This is a genomic window from Burkholderia ubonensis (genome assembly GCF_902833085.1).
In the GTDB taxonomy this organism is placed as follows: Bacteria; Pseudomonadota; Gammaproteobacteria; order Burkholderiales; family Burkholderiaceae; genus Burkholderia; species Burkholderia ubonensis.
This window is the reverse complement of sequence record NZ_CADFEB010000001.1, coordinates 396,808-419,786: the sequence shown is the minus strand read 5'-3', so window position 1 is coordinate 419,786 and position 22,979 is coordinate 396,808. Positions and strand designations below refer to the sequence as shown.

Here is a 22,979-nt window from a genome sequence, read left to right as displayed (position 1 = left end):
GCGTCAGCGTCGCGCCGCAAGCGGTTTTATCGCCGATGCAATGCCGTGATGCTTGAGATCGTCAGCGGCTTCGATGACGTTGCCACCGTGATCGGTGGTGTCGTCCAAACGGGCCATTGCGCGGCCTTGCTCGTTTTTCATCAACGACTCGTGCGAGGGTGGAAGTCGTTCTTTTACCTCGCCCGGAAATGATGTGCAATTATTGAGATGATTATTGGCGATTGGTGGCGAGCAAAATCAAGTATTTCAATTTAGGATTGCGACTTATCCTAATTCATCGATGTGAATCGAGTTTGTTCCTATTGGTTTGCATGCCTCAACCAAGATGCGTCGCAAGCATCCCGTACTGAGCAACAGCGGAAGGACAATGCCGCCGCGCCGAATAAGACATTGCGTCGGTATCGCCAGCGCAATTTACACCCCCACCTCCCGATGAAACAACGCCAAAAACTGCTGCGCAGGAACGGAAAGCGGCCGATCCCGCCGCACGAGGCTCCCATACGACGGCAGCTTCTGCGCGAGCGTGTAGTCGACGATCGCAACCATCCCGTGCTCGGCATTTAGCTCGGCGACCGTGCGTGGAATCACGCCGAGCATCGGCGAGCGATCGACGAGACTCATCGTCGTCAGGATCGAGCCGGTCTCGACCAGCCCGCGCGGCATCGGCTGATGGTGCATCCGGAACTCGCGCTCGACGACTTCGCGCGCGGGGCTGCCGGCCGGCTGCAGGATCCACGCATAGTCGAGCAGCGCCGCGAACTCGACCGGCCCGCTGCCGACGAGCGGATGGTCGCGGCCGGCGACGATCGCGAGCGCTTCGTCATCGACCGCGCGGAATTCGCAGTCGGCGCCGACGTTGCGCCCGATCACCACTTCGAGCACCCCTTCCTGAAGCTGCGGCATCAGCTTGTCGCTGGTGTCGACCGCGATGTCGATCGCGAGCAGCGGATAGCGTGACTTCAGCTGCACGAGCGCCTCGGTGAGCCGTCCGGGCGTCGCGGCCATGATGCTGCCGATCGCGAGCCGCCCGGCGCTGCCGAGCTGCAGTTCGGCCAGCTCGCGGTTGAGCGCCTCCATGCTGCCGCGAATCCCGCGGAAGTAGCCGAGCACCCGCTCGCCGGCCGGATTCAGCACGAGCCCGCGCCCGACGCGCTCGAACAGCGGCTGGCCGAGCGCATCCTCGAGCTCGCGCAGCATCTTGGTCGCGGCCGGCTGTGTGAGGCCGAGCCGGTCGGCCGCCGCGCGCAGCGTCGAGCACTCCTCGACCGCCAGCAGCAGCGCGACCTGGCGCATCCGCAGCCGGTTCAGCAGTTGCGGCGTCGAATCCTTTCTGTCGATCGAGCCCAATTCGATTACCCCAGGTTATCAATTCATCAAGAGTTTTCAATTTACCGGCGTGTTCCGTCTACCTAGCATGAACCCCACATGACGAACGGCCGCTTTCCGGCCAGAGGCAGAGACAGGAGACGAATATGCAGACGAATTCGGCGATGCCGGCACACGGCCCGGCCCGCGCGGGAGACCCGGCATTGCCGGTCGTCGCGCTGACGCTGGGCGACCCGGCCGGCATCGGCCCCGAGCTGATCGCGAAGCTGCTCGCGCGCCCCGATGCCGTGACGCACGCCAATCTCGTGCTGATCGGCGATCGCTGGCTGTGGGAAGCCGGCCAGCGCACCGCGGGCGTGCAGGTCGACGTCGAGCCGGTCGCGTCGCTCGCCGACGTGCGCGACCGGCCGTCCGTCGCGCGGCCCGCGTTCGTCGCGATCGATACCGTCGATCCCGCCCAGGTGACGCTCGCTCAGGCCGGCCCGGCAGGCGGCCGCTCGGTGCTCGACGTGCTGAACCGCTGCATGGACGCGGCGCTGGCCGGCGACGTCGACGCGATCTGCTTCGCGCCGCTCAACAAGCACGCGATGAAGCTCGGCGGGCTCATGCACGACGACGAGCTGCATCACTTCGCGGACTACCTCGGCGTGACCGGCTACTTCTGCGAATTCAACACGCTGGGCGAACTGTGGACCGCGCGGATCTCGTCGCACATCCCGCTGAAGGACGCCGCGCGCTACCTGTCCGTCGAGCGGATCGAACAGGCATCCGAACTGATTTACGAGTCGCTGCTCGCGAACGGCGTCGCGGCGCCGAAGGTCGCGATCGCGGCGTTCAACCCGCACGGCGGCGACGGCGGCATGTGCGGCCGCGAGGAGATCGACGTGATCGCGCCGGCCGTGCGCGCATTGCAGGCACGCGACTGGCCGACCGACGCGCCGTTCCACGGCCCGTTCCCGGCCGACACGATCTTCCTGAAGGCGCAGGCCGGCGACTACCAGGCGATCGTCACGATGTACCACGACCAGGGGCAGATCGCGATCAAGCTGCTCGGCTTCTCGCGCGGCGTGACCGTGCAGGGCGGGCTGCCGGTGCCGATCACGACGCCCGCGCACGGCACCGCGTACGACATCGCGGGACGCGGCGCGGCCGACGTCGGCGCGACCTGGCAGGCGCTGCAGATCGCGTGCCGGATGGGCGCCGCGCATCGCCGGCAGACCACCTCCGCGTGACGGCCGCCCGCCGCTCGACTCACCCGAACCGAAACCGAAAATCAGGAGACGACACAATGAAGATCAAGGCTGTGCGCGCCCGCGTGTACCAGTGGAAAGGCAAGACCGTGCCGCCGCAGGGCAATTTCTGCTCGAACGCGATGGACCTGCTGTACGCGCCGCAGGAAACGATGAGCACGTTCCGCTTCCACGCATGGACGGTCGTCGAGGTCGAAACCGACGACGGCATCGTCGGCCTCGGCAACGTCGCGCTCGCGCCGCACGTCGCGAAGGCGATCGTCGACCAGTACCTCGCGCCGCTCGTGATCGGCCAGGACCCTTGGGACTACGAATACCTGAACCAGCGGATGTACCGGGCGACCCACGCGTGGGGCCGCAAGGGCGTCGGCATGGCGGCGATCTCGGCGGTCGACATCGCGATCTGGGACATTCTCGGCAAGAGCGTCGGCAAGCCGGTGTTCAAGCTGCTCGGCGGCCGCACGAAGGAGAAGATTCCCTGCTACTACTCGAAGCTGTACCGCACCGACCTGAGCGAGATGCAGGCGGAAGCGCAGCGCTATCTCGACGAAGGCTTCCGCGCGTTCAAGATGCGCTTCGGCTACGGGCCCGCGCACGGGCAGCAGGGCGTCGTCGAGAACCTGAAGTCGGTCGCGGCGATCCGCGAGGTGATCGGCTACGACAACGACCTGATGCTCGAGTGCTACATGGGCTGGAACCTCGAGTACGCGAAGCGCATCCTGCCGAAGCTCGAGAAGTACCAGCCGCGCTGGCTCGAAGAGCCGGTGATCGCCGACGACATCGACGGCTACGCGGAGCTGAACCGGCTGACGAGCATTCCGATCTCGGGCGGCGAGCACGAGTTCTCGCTGTACGGCTTCAAGCAGCTGCTCGATCGCAAGGCGGTGTCGGTGGTCCAGTACGACACGAACCGCGTCGGCGGCATCACGATGGCGCACAAGATCAACGCGCTGTGCGAGGCGTACAGCGTACCGGTGATCCCGCACGCGGGGCAGATGCACAACTACCACCTGACGATGAGCACGCTCGCGTCGCCGATGAGCGAGTACTTCCCGATGTTCGACGTCGAGGTCGGCAACGAGCTGTTCTATTACATCTTCGACGGCGAGCCGGTGGCCGAGAACGGCTTCCTGCAGCTGCGCGACGACGTGCCCGGCCTCGGCCTCACGCTGAAGACCGAGTTCCTCGACCAGTTCGACATCGTGGAGTGACCATGCGCGCACGTTACCAGGGCGTCTTTCCGGTGGCGCCGACGATCTTCACCGACGGCGGCGCGCTCGACCTCGACGGCCAGCGCCGCGCGATCGATTTCATGATCGACGCGGGCTCGCACGGCATCTGCATCCTCGCGAACTACTCGGAGCAGTTCGCGCTCGGCGACGACGAACGCGACCTGCTGACCCGCACCGTGCTGGAGCACGTCGCGGGCCGTGTGCCGATGATCGTCACGACGTCGCATTTCAGTGCGCGGATCTGCGCGGAACGCAACCGGCGCGCGCAGGCCATGGGCGCCGCGATGGTGATGGTGATGCCGCCGTATCACGGCGCGACGTTCCGCGTGCCGGAGGCGTCGATCCATGCGTTCTTCCGCGAAGCGAGCGACGGGCTCGACATTCCACTGATGATTCAGGACGCGCCGGCGAGCGGCGTGACGCTGTCGGTCGACTGCCTCGCGAGGCTCGCGCGCGAGATCGACGCGGTGTCGTACTTCAAGATCGAGACGCCCGGCGCGGCGGCGAAGCTGCGCGAGCTGATCCGCATCGGCGGCGACGCGATCGAAGGGCCGTGGGACGGCGAGGAGGGCATCACGCTGCTGGCCGATCTCGATGCGGGCGCGACGGGCGCGATGACGGGCGGCGGCTACCCGGACGGGATTCGCCGGATCACTGACGCGTATTTCGCCGGCCGCCGCGACGAAGCGTGCGAGCAGTACGCGCGCTGGCTGCCGCTGATCAACTACGAGAACCGGCAGGCGGGCTTCCTCGCGGCGAAGGCGCTGATGAAGGCCGGCGGCGTGATCGCGTGCGACAAGCCGCGCGCGCCGTGGCCCGACCTGCATCCGGACACGCGCGCGGGGCTGCTCGACGCGGCGCGGCGGCTCGATCCGCTCGTGCTGCGCTGGGGGCGATAGGCGCGCGGCGAAACGGCAAGGTGACGCAAGGTCCACGAGAAGACCGCGTCCAGGCCCACCAAAAATATTGGAGACACCATGACCACCCTGAACCAGGCGAGCCCGGCCTACGATGCCGACGTCGCCGCCCCCGTTCCGCGCCGCCGCTGGCTGCGCGTGATTCCGCCGCTCCTGATGGCGTGCATCATCTCGTACATGGACCGCGTGAACATCGCGTTCGCGATGCCCGGCGGGATGAACGCCGACCTCGGCATCGGCGCGAGCATGGCCGGCCTCGCGGGCGGCATCTTCTTCTTCGGCTACCTGTTCCTGCAGATTCCGGGCGGCCGGCTCGCGGCGCTCGGCGGCGGCAAGAAGTTCATCGCGTGGTCGCTCGTGAGCTGGGCCGCGCTGTCGGCGCTGACGGGGCTCGTCACCGAAGCGTGGCAACTGCTGGCGCTGCGCTTCCTGCTCGGCGTCGCCGAAGGCGGGATGCTGCCCGTCGTGCTGACGATGGTCAGCAACTGGTTTCCCGATCGCGAGCGCGGGCGCGCGAACGCGATGGTCATCATGTTCGTGCCGCTCGCCGGGATGATCACCGCGCCGCTGTCCGGCTACATCCTCGCGACCTACGACTGGCGCCACCTGTTCTACGGCGCGGGGCTGCTGTCGCTCGCGTTCCTCGCGATCTGGCTGCCGTTCGCGGACGACAGCCCCGAGACCGCGCGCTGGATCTCGCCGCGCGAGAAGGCGTACATCGCCGACGCGCTCGCCGCCGAGCGGGAAGCCGCGCGCGCGAGCGAGCAGAAGACCGCGGCGTCGTTCGGCGCGCTGCTGCGCGACGGGACGATCTGGCGGCTCGTGCTGATCAACTTCTGCTACCAGGTCGGCATCTACGGCTATACGCTGTGGTTGCCCACGCTCCTGAAAAACCTCACCCACGGCGGGATGGCGCAGGTCGGGATGCTGGCGATCCTGCCGTACGTCGGCACGATGCTCGGGATGAGCGCGACGTCGTATTTGTCGGACAAGACCGGCCGGCGGCGGCTGTTCATCGTGCTGCCGCTGCTCGGCTTCGCCGCATGCCTGTTCCTGTCGGTGCGGTTCCAGGCGACGATGGCGGTGTCGTACGCATTCCTGATCGGCTGCGGCTTTTTCCTGCAGGCGGCGGCCGGCGTGTTCTGGGCGATTCCGCCGAAGCTGTGCAGCGTCGAGACGGCCGGCAGCGCACGCGGCCTGATCAACGCGCTCGGCAATCTCGGCGGGTTCTGCGGCCCGTATGCGGTCGGCGTGCTGACCCAGCACGTGAGCACGGCCGCCGGCGTGTACAGCCTCGCGGGCGCGCTCGCGGTGGCCGGGCTGCTGACGTTCACGCTGCCCAGACGCTGCGAGGCGTGAGCCCGGTGCGACATGAGTTTGACTTCGTCGCGGCGTCGTTCACGCGCCGCGGCGGCAAGATTGAATGACGGAGAATCACCATGAACGACATCCTGCTGCTGGTCCAGAAGTGCGCACACACCTTCAGCTTCTACGACCTCGAAACGCGAGCCGCGCTCAAGCACATCGTGCTGCCGAACTTCCCGCACGAGTTCACCGTCGATGTGAACGACCGCTACGCGTACGTCGGCATCTTCGGGATCGAGACCGCGTGGACGCGCGGCCACGAAGGCGACCACCGGATCGCCGAGATCGACCTCGTCGAACGCACGCATACGCGCATGCTCGACCTGTGGCCGTACTACCGGCCGCACGGGATGGCGAGCGACCGCGAAGGCCGCCTGTACGCGATGAGCGAGGCGCACGACATGCTGCTCGTGTTCGACCGTCCGGCCGAGCAGGCGGTGCCGAACCTGGCGGTGCCGTCCGGCGGCGTGAAGACCCATCTCGTCACGCTGACGCGCGACGCGAGCCGCGCATACGGCGTGCACCTGCTGTCGAACACGGTCACGCAGTTCCATCCGCGCGACGCGACGGTCGCGCCGCGCGCGGTGATGCCGGGGCCGCGCCCGGAGGGCAACGCGCTGTCGAGCGACGAGCGCACGCTGTACGTCGCGAACCGCGGCGACGACACGCTGGTCGCGATCGACACCGAAACGATGACCTGCGGCCGCCGCGTGAAGACGCGCAGCGATCCGAACCGCATCTACCGCGCGAGCGCGCCGGACGGCCGCGACCTGCTGCTGCTGACCAATTCGGGCGAGCAGTCGATCTCGGTGTTCGATGCGCAGCAGCTCGAGGAGATCGAGCGCGTGGCATTGCCCGCGAATCCGACCGCGCTGTCGTTCCATCCGTCGCGGCGCGCGGCCTACGTGTCGTTCCAGGACGACTACGTGCGCGAGCTCGATCTCGACGCGTGGCGCTTCGTCGGCGCGATGCCGACGCTGCGCGAACCGGATGCGTCGTATGTGCTCGCCGGCCCGCGCTGACGTGCGCGGGGAGTGCATCCTGGACGGCATGCCCGAGGCGCTCGTCGACGCGCATCACCACCTGTGGCGGCTCGATGCGGGCGCGCACTATCCGTGGCTGCAGGATCGGTACGATCCGTCGCGCTTCATCCTCGGCGACTACGCGGCGTTGCGCCGGGATTTCGACGTGGACGACTACCGGCGGGCAGCGCAAGGCGCGCCGCTCGTCGCGAGCGTGCATGTGGAAGCCGAGCGAGCGCACGACGAGGCGCTGGCGGAGACGCGCTGGCTGCACGACGTCGCGGCCGCGCACGGGCTGCCGTCGGCGGTCGTCGCGTGGGTCGACCTGCTCGCCGACGACGCGGCGCAACGGCTCGCCGAGCAGGCCGCATGGCCGCGAGTGCGCGGCGTGCGCTTCAAGCCGCGTACCGCGCCGGCGCCGGATGCGACGGCCGACGGCCCCGGCTCGTTGCGCGATCCGCGCTGGCCCGCCGCGCTTGAACGGCTCGCCGCGCACGGCCTATGCTGGGATCTGCGGGTGCCGTTCTGGCATCTCGGCGAAGCGGCCGCGACGCTCGCGGATGCGCCGGGCGTCGACGTGGTGCTCGAACATGCGGGGCTGCCGTGGGACCGCTCGGACGCCGGGCTCGCGCGCTGGCGGCGCGGGATGGAAGCGCTGGCCGCGCTGCCGCGCGTGTCGGTGAAGCTGTCCGAATTCGGGTTGCGCGACGCCGCGTGGAACGACGTGGAGAACCGGCGCATCATCCGCGACGCGATCGCGATCTTCGGCTGGGAGCGCTGCATGTTCGCGAGCAATTTCCCGGTGGCGGGGCTGCGGGTCACGTATTCCGCATTGCTGCGCACCTTCGCCGCGGCGCTGACGGACCTCGACGACGCGGCGCGGCGCGCGATCTGGCACGACAACGCGATCCGGATCTACCGGATCGGCATGGACGACATGGACGAACAGCGAAAGCAGGCAGGTGAATGATGCAGATCACTGGAGAGATGTTGATCGGCGCCGCGTCGGTGCGCGGCACGGCAGGGACGCTGCGCGCGTTCGATCCGGCGCGCGGCGTCGAACTGGAACCCGAGTACGGCGCGGGCGACGCGGCGGACGTGGATCGGGCATGCACGCTCGCGGCGGCCGCGTTCGATCCGTTTCGCGCGATGCCGCTCGACGTGCGCGCGCGCTTTCTGGAGACGATCGCCGACCACCTCGTCGCGCTCGGCGACGCGCTGATCGCGCGTGCGCATCAGGAATCGGCGCTGCCGGTCGCACGGCTCGAAGGCGAGCGCGCGCGCACGGTCGGCCAGCTCCGGCTGTTCGCGGCGCTGGTGCGCGACGGCCGCTGGCTCGACGCGACGCTCGATGCCGCGCTGCCGGACCGGCAGCCGCTGCCGCGTCCCGACCTGCGGCTGCAGAAGATTCCGGTCGGCCCGGTCGCGGTGTTCGGCGCGAGCAATTTCCCGCTCGCGTTCTCGGTGGCGGGCGGCGATACGGCGTCGGCGTTCGCGGCCGGCTGCCCGGTGGTCGTGAAGGCGCATCCCGCGCATCTCGGCACGTCGGAGCTCGTCGGGCGCGCGATCCGGCAGGCGGTCGCCGCGTGCGGCTTGCCGGAAGGCGTGTTCTCGCTCGTGATCGGCGCGGGCAACGCGATCGGCGAGGCGCTCGTCGCGCATCCGGCGATCAAGGCGGTCGGCTTCACCGGCTCGCGCGGCGGTGGGCTCGCGCTGATGCACGTCGCCGCGCAGCGGCGCGAGCCGATTCCGGTCTACGCGGAAATGAGCAGCATCAATCCGGGCTTCGTGCTGCCCGGCGCGCTCGCGGCGCGCGGCGGCGAGATCGCGCGCGGCTTCGTCGAATCGCTGACGCTCGGCGTCGGCCAGTTCTGCACGAATCCGGGGCTCGTGGTCGTGCTAGACGGGCCGCACACGCCGGCGTTCATCGACGCGGCCGCGCAGGCGCTCGGCCGGAAGGGCGCGCAGACGATGCTGACGACCGGGATCGCGCAAGCCTACGCGCGCGGCGTCGCGCAGCGCGCGGCGGCGGACGGCGTCAGCGCGGTCGCGCAAGGCGCGCAGACTGGTGCACAGGCGGCCGCGGTGCCCGCGCTGTTCGCGACGACGCAGCCCGCGTTCGTGTCGAACCCGCGGCTCGAGGACGAAATCTTCGGGCCGACGTCGCTGATCGTCACGTGCCGCGACATCGACGAGATGATCGACCTCGCCGAGCACGTCGAAGGGCAACTGACCGCGACGCTGCATCTCGACCCGGACGACTACGCGCTCGCGCGCCGCCTGCTGCCGACGCTCGAGCGCAAGGCCGGTCGGATACTCGCGAACGGTTATCCGACCGGCGTCGAGGTCGCGCATGCGATGGTGCACGGCGGGCCGTTCCCGGCGACGTCGGATTCACGCACGACGTCGGTCGGCACGCTCGCGATCGAGCGCTTCCTGCGGCCGGTGTGCTACCAGGCGTTGCCGCCGGCGCTGCTGCCGGAGGCGTTGCAGGACGGCAATCCGCTCGGCGTCTGGCGGTTGCGCGACGGGCAGCTCGGCAAGGATTGAGCGGCACGCGTCGCCTCACCAGCGCACCCGCTCCGCGAAGAACCCCGGCACGTCGACGACCCGTCCCGCGCGCCGCGCGGCCGCGTACACATGGCGTCCGACCGCGAGGTCGAGGACGCCCATGCCGAACGGCGAATAGATCACCGGCCGCGCCGGATCGAAGCGCAGCGTGCCCCGGATCGCTTCGGCGATCGTCCCGGTGACGAAGCGGCGATGGCCGACCTGCTGTTCGGCGAGATGCGGCGACGTATCCGCCTGCAGGCAGTGATCGATGTCGTCGAGCACGTTGTCGGCCGCGAGGATGACGTCCGGCGCGAGATCGCGCAGCGAAATGTTCAGCACCACCGGCGCATGCGCGAACCAGCCGGGTTCGAGCACGTGCGGGCGCGCCGCCGTCGTCGCGAACACGACCACGTCGCTGCCGCGCACCAGCCTTTCGACGGACGACGCGGGCTCGGGCGCCGCGTGCGGGCCGACGTGATCCAGCAGGCGCTGCGCGTCGTCGATGCTGAGGTCGTACGCGGCGATGCTGGCCGGCGTGATGCCTTGCGCGAGGATCATGTCGACGATGTTTCGCGCGATGACGCCGCAGCCGACCACGCCGATCCGCGGGTGCGGCGGCAGCCGTCCGGCGCCGAGCCGTTGCAGGCCGAGCACGGCCGACGCCGCGGTGCGCGCCGCGCTGATGATCGACGCTTCCATCACGCAGAGCGGATAGCCGGTGTCGCGCCGGTTGAGCACGAGCAGGGCCGACGCGCGCGGGATCGCGCGCTCGACGTTCTCGGGCCAGCTCGCGATCCATTTGATTCCGGCGAGCCCGGCCTCGGCGCCGAGGTCGGCGGGCAGCGCGATGATGCGGTCGCGCGGACGGTCGGCGAAGCGCAGGAAATGGCTCGGCGGATTGTGCGCGATGCCGTCGGCCTGCGCGAGATACGCGTCGCGGACGATGTCCACCACCGCCGGAAACGACGCGGCGATGAGGTCGCGCACCGTGTCGCCCGCGACGATCGAGAACGCGAACGGGTCCGTGCCGGCGGCGTCGCCCGCCGGCGTCGACGCGCGATCGAGCGAGTAGGTGTCAGCCATGGTGGCGCTCCCAGAGCAGAGGGGCATCGGAGATCGTCATGCGGCAGCGTTCGAGCAGGCCGGCGAAGCGGGCCTCGACCCAGCCGTTGTCGTAGATCGTGTCGACGTAGCGGTCGCCGAGATCGGGCGAGATCGCGACGATCACCGCGTCGGGCGGCATGCTCTGCGCCCGGCGCGCGACCGCGCTGAGCACGGTGCCGGTCGAGCCGCCGACGAGCAGCCCTTGCGCGGCGAGCCGGCGGCACATCACGATGGTGTCCGCTTCCTCGATCATCTCGAGCGCATCCATCTCGCAGTGGTCCGCGATCGGCGGCCGGCAGCTGGTGCCGAGCCCCGAGATGTAGCGCTTGCCCGACGGCATGCCGAAGGTCACCGAGCCGACCGAATCGACCGCGATGATGCGGGTGTGCGGCGAATGCCGGCGCGCGTAGCGCGACAGGCCGCCGAGCGTGCCGGTCGTGCCGGCGCCGACGAACAGGAAATCGACGCGCGCAAAGGCCGAGAAGATCTCGGGGCCGGTGAAGCGCAGGTGCGCGCCCGCGTTGTCGGCGCTGGTGTACTGGTTGAGCCAGACGAGGCCGGGGTCTTCCTCGAGCTGCCGCCGGATATACGCGAGGCGCGTGCCGAGGAAGCCGCCGTTCTGGTCGCGCTCCGTCACGACCACGACCTTCGCGCCGAACGCCAGCATCAGCTTGTGCGTCTGCGGCGAAAGATTGGGGTCGCACACGCAGGTGAACCGGTAGCCGCGTTCGGCGGCGATCATGCTGAGCGCGAGCCCGAGGTTGCCCGACGAGCTTTCGATGAAGCGCTGGCCGCGATGCGCATTGCCGCGCGCCTCGAACTGGTCGAGCATGTGGCGCGCGGTCTTGGACTTGATCGAGCCCCCGGAAGTGAAGCCTTCTATTTTCAAGTGCACCACCCCTTCCGGGACGATGCCGCGGAGACGGATAAACGCGTCTCCGACCATCAGTTCGCTCGGCCTGTCGGCGTACATTCGATAACTCCCCAATAAGAGAATCGATTTGATGGGTGCGGGTGTGAATTTTCCGGTGAATTTCCGGTGACGGGTCTCCGTATTCGTGGTTTTCGAATTTTGGTTTGTATTCGATTCGATTATTAATATCGCGCCTTTTCGGAGAAAATTAATCCGGAATGCGCGAATGACGCGAATAGTACTATACGAAAGCAAAGAGTCAAGGCAATCGATGCGCGCCGTCGGAGCCCCGCCGGTATTGCGATGCAGCATCCGCCGCGCGGAAAACACACACAAGCCGCGGCATCGTTTCGAATCCTTCAACGATCTTTGTCGAGGTTTTTTAATTGCCGGTGTGTGGCGTTTTTATGTGGGTGGATATTTAAGTTAAATGGTTGCATAAAATAAATGGCGTACTATACATAAGCATCGATTTACGCGCGCCGACAAAGGAGGCGAAATCATGTCCGATGGGGAAGGCGATATGGGCAATAAAACCGGAAACCATCGTAGTCCGTCGCAGGACGGGGAGGCCGCGGTGCCCGGGCCGTACAACGGCAACGGCAAGGCAATGCCGGAGTCGGTCGCGCACGGGGCGCTTCCCGGCGGGCCGGCGTCGATCCACGATGCGTTCGCGTCGTCGTACCGCAACCTGTACGACAAGCTGGCCGCCGCGTGGAACGCGGTCGAGATCCGCCAGGCGATCGCGGAAGCCGACCATGAATTGCAACGCCGGCTCGCGGTGCTGTCTTCGCCCGGCCAGGAGCTCGAGCGCTGCGAGGTGATGGTCCAGTACCTGCAAACCGTGCGCCAGCTCGGCGCGCCCGAGCGGCATATGGCGAAGATCGCGTTTGCCTATTCGCGCTACATCGACGAAGTGAGGGACATCTGGTCCCGTCCCGACATCCACAGCATCGAGCCCCATGAGCTTTCCGCGTTCGGCGAGAGCATTGCATGGGCGGGTTATTTCGCAAGCCTGCGGCCCTGAGACATTCGACCGGGGCCGCTACGCCGGAGCGGTGACTGAACGATGACAATCAATAAGGATTCCTCTTCGGAGGGCGGCGTGCGGCTGGCCGCGCTCACCACCGCGCAGCGTCAGGCGCTCGAACAGCGGTTGATCGGAAGGGAGGGCACGGAACGGGAGACGATTCCTCGCCGGGAGGGGACGGACACGGCGCCGCTGTCGTTCGCGCAGGAGCGGCTGTGGTTCTTCGACCAGTTGCATCCGAACGGCGCGCTGTACAACGTTCCGCTCGTGCTGCGGCTGCGTGCGCCGCTGCGCGCGCCGGTGCTGGAGCGTGCGCTGAACGAGATCGTGCGGCGTCACGAGACGCTGCGCACGCATTTCGAGGCGCAGGACGGCAAGCCGGTGCAGCGCATCGCGGGCGAAGCCACGGTGCCGTTCGTGATCAGCGATCTGCAGGGGCTGCCGGCGGGCGAGCGCGAGGCGGCGGCGCAGGCGATCGCGGCGGAAGAGGCGGCGCGGCCGTTCGATCTGGGCGCGGCGCCGCTGCTGCGCGCGCGGCTGGTGCGGCTGGGCGACGCGGATCACGTGATTTTGCTGACGCTACATCACATCGTGTCGGACGGGTGGTCGATGCAGGTGCTGTACCGGGAGCTTGGGGCGCTGTACACGGCGTTCGACGAGGGCCGGGCGTCGCCGCTGCGGCCGCTGGCAATCCAGTACTCGGACTTCGCGGTGTGGCAGCGGGAGTGGCTGCAGGGCGACACGCTGGCGTCGCAGCTCGGCTACTGGCGCGACCAGCTGGCCGGTGCGCCGGCGGTGCTGACGCTGCCGTCGGATCGCCCGCGGCCGGCGGTGCAGAGCTACCGAGGCGGGCTGCTGCCGTTCACGATCGACGCGGCGTCGACGTCGGCGCTGCGCGCGCTCGCGCAGGCCGAGGGCGGCACGCTGTTCATGGTGCTGCTCGGCGCCTTTGCCGTGCTGCTGGCGCGGCTCAGCGGCCAGCACGACGTCGTGGTCGGCACGCCGATCGCGAACCGCACCCGCGAAGAGCTGGAGGACCTGATCGGCTTCTTCGTGAACACGCTGGTGCTGCGCACGCGGATCGATGCGAGTGCATCGTTTCGCACGCTGCTGGCGGGCGTGCGGGAAACGACGCTGGCCGCCTATGCGCACCAGGACCTGCCGTTCGAGCGCCTCGTCGAGGAACTGCAGCCGGAGCGCAGCCTCGCGTACAACCCGCTGTTCCAGGTGCTGTTCGCGTTGCAGACCGACGGCGAATCGAGGGCCGGGGCCGGAGCCGGCACGGCGCAGCCCGCCGATCCGGCGGCGCCGCGCAACGGGATGGCGCGCTTCGATCTGTCGCTCGCGATCTCGGACGACGGCGCGGGGCTCGGCGCGGTGTTCGAGTTCAGCCGCGATCTGTTCGACGACGCAACCATCGGCCGCATGGCCGCGCAATTCCAGACCCTGCTCGCCGCGATCGCCCGGCAGCCCGACCTGCCGGTCCGGCGGCTGCCGCTGCTGTCCGCGGCCGAGCGGCATGCGCTGCTTCACGACTGGAACGGCCCGCGCCATCCGTACGTGCCCGATCTGCCGGTGACCGAACTGATCGCGCAGCTCGCCGCGGCGTTCCCCGACCGTCCCGCGCTCGACGCGCCCGACGGCCGGCTCAGCTACCGGGAGCTGATGCGGCGCGCGCAAGGCGTCGCCGTCGCGCTCGCCGCGCGCGGCATCGGCGCGGAAGACCGGGTCGGCGTCTGCCTGCGGCCGTCCGCGGCGTTCGCGGTCGCGTTCCTCGGCGTGCTGCAGGCCGGCGCCGCGTATGTGCCGCTGGACCCCGCGCTGCCGTGCCGGCGTCTCGCGCACATCGCAACCGAAGCGTCGCTGCGGATCGTGCTCGGCGATCCGCGCGACGGGCATGACTGGATTCCCGAGGGCATCGCGCTCGTCGACCCGGCGGACACGGCGGCCGTCGCCGGCGCATTCGCGTACCGGCCGCAGCCGCTGCCCGCGCAGTGCGCGTACGTGATTTTCACGTCCGGCTCGACCGGCACGCCGAAGGGCGTCGCCGTCACGCACCAGGGGCTGGCGCGCGTCGTGTTCAACCAGCGCGCGCTGCTGAGGCTCACGCCGGCCGATCGCGTGCTGTCCTTTGCCGCGGTCGGCTTCGACGCGTCGATCTTCGAGATGCTGCTCGCATGGACGGCCGGCGCCTGCCTGCACGTCGCGCCGGCCGATGCGCGCGCGCCCGGCGCGCCGCTCGCCGCGCTGCTGCGCGAGCGGCGCATCACGGCGGCCGTGCTGCCGCCCGCCGCGTGCGCGATCACGCCGGACGCGAACCTGCCGGAATTCGCACTGCTGATGATGGCCGGCGAGACGGTCGAGCCCGCGGTTGCCGCGCGCTGGGCCGCCGGGCGGCGCGTTCTGAACGGCTATGGTCCCAGCGAGACCGCGATCTGGGTGTCGACGGGCGGCTACGATCCGGCCACCGGGCGCATGCCGATCGGGCGGCCGTGCATCAACACGCGGCTCTACGTGCTCGATCCGTACGGCGAGCCGGTGCCGCCGGGCGTCGCCGGTGAACTGACCATCGGCGGCGATGGGCTCGCGCGCGGCTATCTCGGCCGTCCCGACCTCACCGCCGAGCGTTTCGTGCCCGATCCGTTCTCAGGCGAGCCGGGCGCGCGGCTCTATCGGTCCGGCGATCTCGTGCGCCTGCGCGCGGACGGCACGCTCGATTTCCTCGGGCGCACCGACGAGCAGGTCAAGATCCGCGGATTCCGCATCGAGCTCGGCGAAATCGAGGCCGTGCTGAGCACCGCGCCGGGCGTCGGCGATGCGGCGGTCGTCGCGCACGGCGAGGGCGCGCAGCGGCGGCTCGACGCGCATCTGGCGTCCGCCGACCCGGCGCTCGACGTCGAAGCGGTGCGGCACTACCTGCGCGAACGCCTGCCCGGCTACATGGTGCCGTCGGCGTTCTACGTGCATGCCGCGCTGCCGCTCACGCCGAACGGCAAGATCGATCGCGCGGCGCTCGCGGCTGCGCCGGCACCGGCCCCGGACGTCCCCGACGAGGCGCTGCCGCGCACCGCGACCGAAGCGGCCGTCGCGGCGATCTGGGCCGAACTGCTGGAGACCGCCCGCATCGACATCCAGCGCAGCTTCTTCGAGGTCGGCGGGCATTCGCTGCTGGCGACCCAGCTCGTGTCGCGCCTGCGCGACCGCTTCGGCCTCGAACTGCCATTGCGCACGGTTTTCGAAACGCCGACCGTCGCGGGCCTCGCGGCGATCGTCGACCGCGCGCAGTCCGCCGCGCCGCGCGGCGCGGCGGGCGGGCCGGAACTGGACGACCTGCTGCGCGTGCTGGCGGCGAGCGGCGACGCCCGCGCGGCGGACGACGCGATCGATGCGGCGCTGCGCCGGCAGCCGGCCGGCGGTGGTGCGGCGCCGGCCGCCGTCGATGCCGCCACGCTCGACGGCATGACGGCGGCGGACAAGCGCGCGCTGCTCGCACGCCTGCTGGCCGGGCCGGCGGCGGCGCCCGCCGAGGTTCGCACGGCGCCGCTGTCGTTCGCGCAGGAGCGGCTGTGGTTCTTCGACCAGCTGCATCCGAACGGCGCGCTGTACAACGTTCCGCTCGTGCTGCGGCTGCGTGCGCCGCTGCGCGCGCCGGTGCTGGAGCGTGCGCTGAACGAGATCGTGCGGCGTCACGAGACGCTGCGCACGCATTTCGAGGCGCAGGACGGCAAGCCGGTGCAGCGCATCGCGGGCGAAGCAACGGTGCCGTTCGTGATCAGCGATCTGCAGGGGCTGCCGGCGGGCGAGCGCGAGGCGGCGGCGCAGGCGATCGCGGCGGAAGAGGCGGCACGGCCGTTCGACCTGGGCGCGGCGCCGCTGCTGCGCGCGCGGCTGGTGCGGCTGGGCGACGCGGATCACGTGATTTTGCTGACGCTGCATCACATCGTGTCGGACGGCTGGTCGATGCGGGTGCTGTACCGCGAGTTGGGGGCGCTGTATGCGGCGTTCGACGAGGGCCGGGCGTCGCCGCTGCGGCCGCTGGCGATCCAGTACGCGGACTTCGCGGCCTGGCAGCGGGAGTGGCTGCAGGGTGACACGCTGGCGTCGCAGCTCGGCTACTGGCGCGAGCAACTGGCCGGGGCGCCGGCGGTGCTGACGCTGCCGTCGGACCGCCCGCGGCCGGCGGTGCAGAGCTACCGAGGCGGGCTGCTGCCGTTCACGATCGACGCGGCGTCGACGTCGGCGCTGCGCGCGCTCGCGCAGGCCGAGGGCGGCACGCTGTTCATGGCGATCACCGCGGCGTTGAAGCTGTTCCTCAGCCGCTACAGCGGCCAGCACGACATCGTGGTCGGCACGCCGATCGCGAACCGCACCCGCGCCGAGTTCGAGGACCTGATCGGCTTCTTCGTGAATACGCTGGTGCTGCGCACACGGATCGATGCGCGCGCATCGTTCCGCACGCTGCTGGCCGGCGTGCGGGAAACGACGCTGGCCGCCTATGCGCACCAGGACCTGCCGTTCGAGCGCCTCGTCGAGGAGCTGCAGCCCGAGCGCACGCTCGGCCACAACCCGCTGTTCCAGGTGATGCTGCTGTTCCAGGCGGCCACCGGCGCCGCGAAGGGGCAGGCGGCGGCCAACGGCGCGGCCGACGCCGCGCCGCCCGAGGTGCTGACGGGCGGCACGGCCAAGTTCGACCTCACCTTCGCACTCGCGGAAGCCGGCGATACGCTGTCCGGCGTGATCGAATACGCGAGCGATCTGTTCGACCCGGCGACCGTCGCGACGATGGCCGCGCACCTCGCGAACCTGATCCGCGCGATCGCCGCCGCGCCGGACGCGCCGGTCGACGGCCTCGACCTGATCGGCGCGGACGAGCGTGCGCGGTTGCTGACGGGGCTCGCCGAGCCGGCCGCGCCGCTCGCGGCCGGCCCGACCATCGATGCGCTCGTCGCGCGCCGGGCCGCCGGCGCGCCCGACGCGCCGGCCCTCGAATTCGCGGACGCGACGCTCGGCTACGGCGAACTCGAGACGCGCGCGAACCGGCTGGCCCGGCTGCTGCGCGCACGCGGCGTCGGGGTCGACACGCGCGTCGGGCTGTGGCTCGACCGCTCGGCCGCGCTGATCGTCTCGATGCTCGCGGTGTGGAAGGCCGGCGGCGCGTTCGTCGCGCTCGACACGCGCAACCCGCCCGAGCGGCTCGCGTCGATGCTCGCCGACGCGAACGTCGAGCTCGTGATCGCGGCCGGCGGCCGCGAGATTCCGCCGATGCCGGGCGTCACGCTGCTCGATCTCGACGCGGAGGCCGCCGCGATCGCGATGCGCTCGGCGCAGCCGCTGAAGCAGCGCAACGCGCCCGGGCAGCTCGCGCAGATCATCTTCACGTCCGGCTCGACCGGCAAGCCCAAGGGCGTGATGATCGAGCACCGCCAGCTGCTGTGGCTGCTCGACGCGATGCGGCCGGCGCGGATCGCGGCCGACGACCGCGTCGCGCAAAGCTCCAGTCCCGCCTTCGACGTGATGGCGTTCGAATGCTGGGGCGCGCTGACCGCGGGCGCGTGCCTCGTCGGCATCGGGCGCGATGAGCTGCTGATTCCGGACCAGTTCGCCGCGACGCTCGCCGATCGGCGGATCAGCGTGCTGTACCAGACCGCGGCGCTGTTCGGCCAGACCGTCGCGCATCGCCCCGACGCCTATCTCGGCGCGCGGCTGCTGCTGGTCGGCGGCGACCGGGTGGACGCGGCCAAGGTGCGCGCCGCGATGCAGGCGTCGCAGGTTCCGGTCTTCATGCACACCTACGGCCCGACCGAGACCACGGTGTTCTGCTCGATCCAGACGCTGGCCGCGCCGCCGGCCGAAGGCGAGCCGTTGTCGATCGCACCCGCGCTGCCGCATGCGACGCTGTACGTCGTCGATCATGCGGGCCGGCTCGCGCCGACGGGCACGGTGGGCGAGGTCCTGATCGGCGGCGCATGCGTGGCGCGCGGCTACGTCGGGCGGCCGGACCTGACGGCCGAGCGCTTCATCCCCGATCCGTTCGGCGGCGAGCCGGGCGCGCGGCTGTATCGCAGCGGGGATCTCGCGCGGCTGCGCGCCGACGGCACGCTCGAATTCCTGGGCCGCGCCGACGGGCAGGTGAAAATCCGCGGCTACCGGATCGAGCCGAGCGAGGTGGACGAGGCGCTGCGCGCGCACCCGGCGGTGCGGACCACGGTGACGGTCTGCCGCGGCGATGCGGCCGACCGCCAGCTGGTCTCCTACGTGGTCGCGGCCGATCCGGCCGCGCCGCCGGACGACGACGCGCTGCGCCGCCATTGCAAGCAGCGGCTGCCGGAATACATGGTGCCCGCGCATTTCGTCGCGATCGATGCGATTCCCGTCAATGCGAACGGCAAGCTCGATCGCGCGGCGCTCCCCGTGCCCGGCGGGCGGGCGACCGGCGACGCGGGCGAGCCGCCGCGCGGCGACACGGAGCGCGCGGTGGCGGCCATCTGGGGCAGGATCCTGGGCATCGAGCGGATTGCGCGCACGGATCACTTCTTCGACATCGGCGGCCATTCGCTGCTGGCGACGCAGGTGATTTCGCGGCTGCGCGACGAGCTGGGCGCGGAGATGCCGCTGCGGACGATCTTCGAGACGCCGACGCTCGCCGACCTGGCGCGCGCGGTCGACGAGCTCCGTGCGAACGGCGCGCCGCCTTCGTCCGGCCCCGAGCTGGTGAGCGTGCCGCGCGCGATCTATCGTGCGCGCCGTGCCGCCGCGACGCGGAGTGACGCGCAATGAACCCGCTCGACACGGCCGTGCAGCAGGAGCCCGACGTCGCCGAACAGGACGTGTTCGTCTTTCCGCTGTCGTTCGCGCAGGAGCGGCTGTGGTTCCTCGAGCAATTGCAGCCGGGGCAGGCGATCTACAACATGTACGACATCGTGCCGTGGCGCGGCGCGCTCGCCCAGGATGCGCTCGAGCGCGCGCTGGCGGCGCTGCTCGCGCGGCACGAGACGCTGCGCACGCATTTCGACGTCGAGGACGGCCACCCGGTGCAGATCGTCGAGCCGGCCGTCGCGCTGCCGCTCGCGCTGACCGACCTGTCCGCGTTGCCCGCGGGCGAGCGCGCGGCGGCCGCGCAGCGGCTCGCGATCGACGAGGCGGCGCGCCCGTTCGATCTCGGCGCGGCGCCGCTGCTGCGCCTGCGCGTGATCCGGCTCGCGCCCGACGAGCACCTGCTCGTGCTGACGATCCATCACATCATCTCCGACGGCTGGTCGATGCGCGTGCTGCACCGCGAGTTCAGCACGCTGTACGCGGCCTACGCCGCGGGCCTGCAGGCGCCGCTCGCGCCGCTGCCGATCCAGTACGCGGACTTCGTGATCTGGCAGCGCGACTGGCTCGCCGGCGACGTGCTCGACCGGCAGCTCGCGTTCTGGCGGACGCAGCTCGACGGCGCGCCGTCGGCGCCGCTGGACCTGCCGTGCGCGCGGCCGCGCCCGGCGGTGCCGAGCTATCGCGGCGCGCTGCACAATTTCTCGCTCGACGCGGCGACGACGCGCGCGGTGCGCGCGTTCGCGCAGCGCGAAGGTGCGACGCCGTTCATGGTGCTGCTGGCGGCGTTCAAGCTGCTGCTCGCGCGCTATAGCGGGCAGCACGACGTCGTCGTCGGCACGCCGATCGCGAACCGGACCCGCGTCGAGCTGGAAGGGCTGATCGGCTTCTTTGCCAACACGCTCGTGCTGCGCAGCCGGGTCGACGACGCGCGCGGCTTCCGCGAGCTGCTCGCGGCGGTGCGCGAGACGACGCTCGCCGCCTACGCGCATCAGGACCTGCCGTTCGAGCGGCTCGTCGAGGCGGTGCGGCCGCAGCGCGCGCTGAACCACAACCCGCTGTTCCAGGTGATGTTCGTGCTGAACGCGTTCGACGACACCGGCAGCCGGCCGGCGGACGCGGCGGACGACGGGCGCAACCCTGACTATCGCGAGGTCGGCATCGGCACGGCCAAGTTCGACCTGCATCTGTCGATGATCGAGGTGGGCGGCCGGCTGCGCGGCATCGTCGAATACGCGACCGACCTGTTCGACGCGCCGACGATCGAGCGGCTCGCACGCCACTTCACGACGCTGCTCGGCGCCGCGCTCGCGGCGCCGGAGCAGGCGGCCGGCAGCCTGCCGCTGATGGACGAACGCGAGCGCGACGCGGTGCTGGCCGCCGCCGCGTCGCCGTGGGCGGCCGAGGCGGCGCCGCCGCTCGTGCATCGGCGCGTCGAGGCGCAGGCCGCCCGCACGCCCGACGCGATCGCGCTGCGGCAGGGCGGACGCACGCTGACCTACGGCGAGCTGGACAGCCGCGCCGCGCGCCTCGCGCACGCGCTGGCGGCGCGCGGCGCGGGCCCGGACGTGCCGGTCGGCATCTATATCGGCCGCTCGATCGAGCAGCTCGTGGCGGTGCTCGCGGTGCTGAAGGCGGGCGCCTGCTACGTGCCGCTCGATCCCGTCTACCCGGAGCAGCGGCTCGCGGCGATCTGCGCGGATGCGCGGCTCGCGGCCGTGATCACGGCCGGCGCGACGCCGCCGTTCGCGGCGCCCGCGCTCGTGCCGGTCGATGCGGACGCGCCGCCGTCGCGCCCGGCGCTCGCCGCTGCGCAACGCGACGCGCTCGCGTACCTGCTCTATACGTCGGGCTCGACCGGGCGCCCGAAGGGCGTGGCGATGCCGCACGGGCCGCTCGCGAATTTGATCGCGTGGCAGCATGCCACCGCGCCCGCGCCCGCGCGCGTGCTGCAGTTCACGTCGCTCAACTTCGACGTATCGGCGCAGGAGATCTTCACGACGCTCTGCGCGGGCGCGACGCTCGTGCTCGCGAGCGAGGAGGAGCGGCGCGATCCGGCGGCGCTGCTGCGCCGCCTCGCGGCCGACCGCATCGAGCGGATCTTCGCGCCGGCCGCGGCGCTCCAGGCGCTGGCCGCGACGGCGGCCGACGATCCGCAGGCAAGCGTGCTCGCGTTGCGCGAGATCGTCACCGCCGGGGAACAGCTGCAGGTGTCGCCGCAGCTCGCGGCGTTCGTGCGCCGCCATCGCGTCGCGACGCTGCGCAACCAGTACGGCCCGACGGAAACCCACGTCGCGTCCGAGTGGACGCTCGACGGCGCGCCGGACGCGTGGCCGGAGCTGCCGCCGATCGGCCGCGCGATCGCGGGCGCGCGGCTCTATCTGCTCGACCGGCACGGCGCGCCGGTGCCCGACGGGCTGCCCGGCGAGCTGTACATCGGCGGCTGCCTGCCCGCGCGCGGCTATCTGGGCCAGCCGGACCAGACCGCGGCGAGCTTCGTGCCCGATCCGTTCTCGCCGTCGCCGGGCGCGCGGATGTACCGCACCGGCGACCTCGCGCGCCGGCGCGGCGACGCCGCGCTCGAGTTTCTCGGCCGGCGCGACCGGCAGATCAAGGTGCGGGGCGTGCGGGTCGAGCCGGGCGAAGTGGAAGCCGTGCTGCGCGACGCGCCGGGCCTGCGCGAGGCGGTGGTGGTCGACGGGCCGGACCCCGCGGGCGGCCGCCGGCTGATCGCGTACGTGATCGCCGCGCGCGGCAACGACGTCGCGTTCGACGTCGGCGCGCTGCGGCGTCATTGCCGCACGCGGCTGCCCGAGTCGATGGTGCCGGCGCTGTTCGTGCCGGTCGACGCGATGCCGCTCACGCCGAGCGGCAAGATCGACCGCGCGGCGCTGCCGGCCCTCGAGCCCGCGACGGGGGCGGCGCAGCCGGACGCGCGTCCGGGCACGCCCCTCGAAGCCGCGCTGGCGGCGATCTGGAGCGAGGTGCTCAAGGTCGAGCGGATCGGCCTGCACGACAACTTCTTCGAGCTGGGCGGCCATTCGCTGCTCGCGACCCGGGTCGCCGCCCGGATCCGCGCGCGGCTCGGCGTCGAATTGCCGTTGCGCCTGCTGTTCGAGGCGCCGACCGTCGCCGAACTGGCCGTCGCGATCATCGATGCCGAGCTGGCGCGCGCGACGCCCGCCGAACTCGGGGCACTGCTCGGCGAGACGGCCGGGCCCGACACTCAAGGAGACTGCAGATGACACAGGACGACGACGAAGATCCGACGCGCTACCTGGTCGTGGTCAACGACGAGCAGCAATATTCGCTCTGGCCGGCGCACGCAGCGCTGCCGCCCGGCTGGAGCGGGACCGGCTTCGAGGGCGACCGGGCCGCCTGCCTCGCACACATCCGCGAGGCGTGGACCGACATGCGGCCGCTGTCGCTGCGCCGGGCGTTGGGGGGAGACTGA

At 70.7% G+C, this 22,979-nt stretch carries 15 protein-coding genes; 11 read left to right on the top strand and 4 right to left on the bottom strand.

Features of this window, described 5'->3' with window-relative positions:
* Positions 1 to 3: 3 nt before the first annotated feature.
* Together HWX31_RS01800 and HWX31_RS01795 are read right to left on the bottom strand one after the other, a co-directional pair.
* Positions 4 to 141: a PAAR domain-containing protein gene (locus tag HWX31_RS01800; RefSeq protein ID WP_174965720.1), complete on the bottom strand. Its 138-nt coding sequence runs from the start codon at positions 139 to 141 to the stop codon at positions 4 to 6.
* A gap of 273 nt (positions 142 to 414) precedes the next feature.
* Positions 415 to 1,347 (bottom strand): LysR family transcriptional regulator, encoded by a 933-nt coding sequence (locus HWX31_RS01795; protein WP_174965730.1) that lies wholly within the window; start codon positions 1,345 to 1,347, stop codon positions 415 to 417.
* Between the two features lie 125 nt (positions 1,348 to 1,472).
* Here HWX31_RS01795 and HWX31_RS01790 point away from each other — a divergent pair, with 125 nt between their 5' ends.
* The 7 genes from HWX31_RS01790 (at position 1,473) to HWX31_RS01760 (ending at position 9,662) form a co-directional block, all read left to right on the top strand.
* Entirely contained in the window at positions 1,473 to 2,558 is a 1,086-nt protein-coding gene (locus HWX31_RS01790) for a 4-hydroxythreonine-4-phosphate dehydrogenase PdxA (protein WP_174965731.1), read from the top strand.
* 56 nt (positions 2,559 to 2,614) lie between these two features.
* Positions 2,615 to 3,787 (top strand): L-rhamnonate dehydratase, encoded by a 1,173-nt coding sequence (locus HWX31_RS01785; RefSeq protein ID WP_174965732.1) that lies wholly within the window; start codon positions 2,615 to 2,617, stop codon positions 3,785 to 3,787.
* Between the two features lie 2 nt (positions 3,788 to 3,789).
* Complete coding sequence (locus tag HWX31_RS01780; protein WP_174965733.1) at positions 3,790 to 4,707, top strand: dihydrodipicolinate synthase family protein; 918 nt, start codon at positions 3,790 to 3,792, stop codon at positions 4,705 to 4,707.
* A 78-nt stretch (positions 4,708 to 4,785) separates the two neighbouring features.
* Positions 4,786 to 6,084, top strand: coding sequence for an MFS transporter (locus HWX31_RS01775; protein ID WP_174965734.1), 1,299 nt, complete (start codon positions 4,786 to 4,788; stop codon positions 6,082 to 6,084).
* Positions 6,085 to 6,164: 80 nt separating this feature from the next.
* Positions 6,165 to 7,112, top strand: a complete 948-nt coding sequence (locus tag HWX31_RS01770; protein WP_076479875.1) for a YncE family protein — start codon at positions 6,165 to 6,167, stop codon at positions 7,110 to 7,112.
* Positions 7,090 to 8,082, top strand: a complete 993-nt coding sequence (locus tag HWX31_RS01765) for an amidohydrolase family protein (RefSeq protein ID WP_174965735.1) — start codon at positions 7,090 to 7,092, stop codon at positions 8,080 to 8,082. The genes HWX31_RS01770 and HWX31_RS01765 overlap by 23 nt, the downstream gene beginning before the upstream one ends.
* On the top strand, positions 8,082 to 9,662 hold the full coding sequence (locus HWX31_RS01760) for an aldehyde dehydrogenase (NADP(+)) (RefSeq protein WP_174965741.1): 1,581 nt from the start codon (positions 8,082 to 8,084) through the stop codon (positions 9,660 to 9,662). Before HWX31_RS01765 ends, HWX31_RS01760 begins: the two co-directional genes overlap by 1 nt.
* A 15-nt stretch (positions 9,663 to 9,677) precedes the next feature.
* Here HWX31_RS01760 and sbnB read toward each other — a convergent pair whose 3' ends face one another.
* Together sbnB and sbnA are read right to left on the bottom strand one after the other, a co-directional pair.
* Positions 9,678 to 10,748: a 2,3-diaminopropionate biosynthesis protein SbnB gene (sbnB, locus tag HWX31_RS01755; RefSeq protein WP_174965736.1), complete on the bottom strand. Its 1,071-nt coding sequence runs from the start codon at positions 10,746 to 10,748 to the stop codon at positions 9,678 to 9,680.
* Positions 10,741 to 11,742 carry a 2,3-diaminopropionate biosynthesis protein SbnA gene (sbnA, locus tag HWX31_RS01750; RefSeq protein WP_174965737.1) on the bottom strand — a complete coding sequence of 334 codons (1,002 nt, stop codon included), beginning with the start codon at positions 11,740 to 11,742 and terminating at the stop codon, positions 10,741 to 10,743. Before sbnA ends, sbnB begins: the two co-directional genes overlap by 8 nt.
* Before the next feature lie 442 nt (positions 11,743 to 12,184).
* Here sbnA and HWX31_RS01745 point away from each other — a divergent pair, with 442 nt between their 5' ends.
* The 4 genes from HWX31_RS01745 to HWX31_RS01730 are packed head-to-tail and all read left to right on the top strand — an operon-like array spanning position 12,185 to position 22,979.
* Complete coding sequence (locus HWX31_RS01745) at positions 12,185 to 12,709, top strand: hypothetical protein (RefSeq protein WP_174965738.1); 525 nt, start codon at positions 12,185 to 12,187, stop codon at positions 12,707 to 12,709.
* A 42-nt stretch (positions 12,710 to 12,751) separates the two neighbouring features.
* Positions 12,752 to 19,489, top strand: coding sequence for a non-ribosomal peptide synthetase (locus HWX31_RS01740; protein ID WP_175933863.1), 6,738 nt, complete (start codon positions 12,752 to 12,754; stop codon positions 19,487 to 19,489).
* Positions 19,486 to 22,770 (top strand): non-ribosomal peptide synthetase, encoded by a 3,285-nt coding sequence (locus tag HWX31_RS01735; RefSeq protein ID WP_175933862.1) that lies wholly within the window; start codon positions 19,486 to 19,488, stop codon positions 22,768 to 22,770. Before HWX31_RS01740 ends, HWX31_RS01735 begins: the two co-directional genes overlap by 4 nt.
* Entirely contained in the window at positions 22,767 to 22,979 is a 213-nt protein-coding gene (locus tag HWX31_RS01730; RefSeq protein ID WP_174965853.1) for an MbtH family protein, read from the top strand. Before HWX31_RS01735 ends, HWX31_RS01730 begins: the two co-directional genes overlap by 4 nt.

Excerpts from the sequence above, each read along its gene's own strand:
- HWX31_RS01800 (WP_174965720.1), bottom strand. The coding sequence starts at position 141 with ATGAAAAACGAGCAAGGCCGCGCAATGGCCCGTTTGGACGACACCACC.
- HWX31_RS01790 (WP_174965731.1), top strand. The coding sequence starts at position 1,473 with ATGCAGACGAATTCGGCGATGCCGGCACACGGCCCGGCCCGCGCGGGA.
- HWX31_RS01785 (WP_174965732.1), top strand. The coding sequence starts at position 2,615 with ATGAAGATCAAGGCTGTGCGCGCCCGCGTGTACCAGTGGAAAGGCAAG.
- HWX31_RS01780 (WP_174965733.1), top strand. The coding sequence starts at position 3,790 with ATGCGCGCACGTTACCAGGGCGTCTTTCCGGTGGCGCCGACGATCTTC.
- HWX31_RS01775 (WP_174965734.1), top strand. The coding sequence starts at position 4,786 with ATGACCACCCTGAACCAGGCGAGCCCGGCCTACGATGCCGACGTCGCC.
- HWX31_RS01770 (WP_076479875.1), top strand. The coding sequence starts at position 6,165 with ATGAACGACATCCTGCTGCTGGTCCAGAAGTGCGCACACACCTTCAGC.
- HWX31_RS01765 (WP_174965735.1), top strand. The coding sequence starts at position 7,090 with ATGTGCTCGCCGGCCCGCGCTGACGTGCGCGGGGAGTGCATCCTGGAC.
- HWX31_RS01760 (WP_174965741.1), top strand. The coding sequence starts at position 8,082 with ATGCAGATCACTGGAGAGATGTTGATCGGCGCCGCGTCGGTGCGCGGC.
- sbnB (WP_174965736.1), bottom strand. The coding sequence starts at position 10,748 with ATGGCTGACACCTACTCGCTCGATCGCGCGTCGACGCCGGCGGGCGAC.
- sbnA (WP_174965737.1), bottom strand. The coding sequence starts at position 11,742 with ATGTACGCCGACAGGCCGAGCGAACTGATGGTCGGAGACGCGTTTATC.
- HWX31_RS01745 (WP_174965738.1), top strand. The coding sequence starts at position 12,185 with ATGTCCGATGGGGAAGGCGATATGGGCAATAAAACCGGAAACCATCGT.
- HWX31_RS01740 (WP_175933863.1), top strand. The coding sequence starts at position 12,752 with ATGACAATCAATAAGGATTCCTCTTCGGAGGGCGGCGTGCGGCTGGCC.
- HWX31_RS01735 (WP_175933862.1), top strand. The coding sequence starts at position 19,486 with ATGAACCCGCTCGACACGGCCGTGCAGCAGGAGCCCGACGTCGCCGAA.
- HWX31_RS01730 (WP_174965853.1), top strand. The coding sequence starts at position 22,767 with ATGACACAGGACGACGACGAAGATCCGACGCGCTACCTGGTCGTGGTC.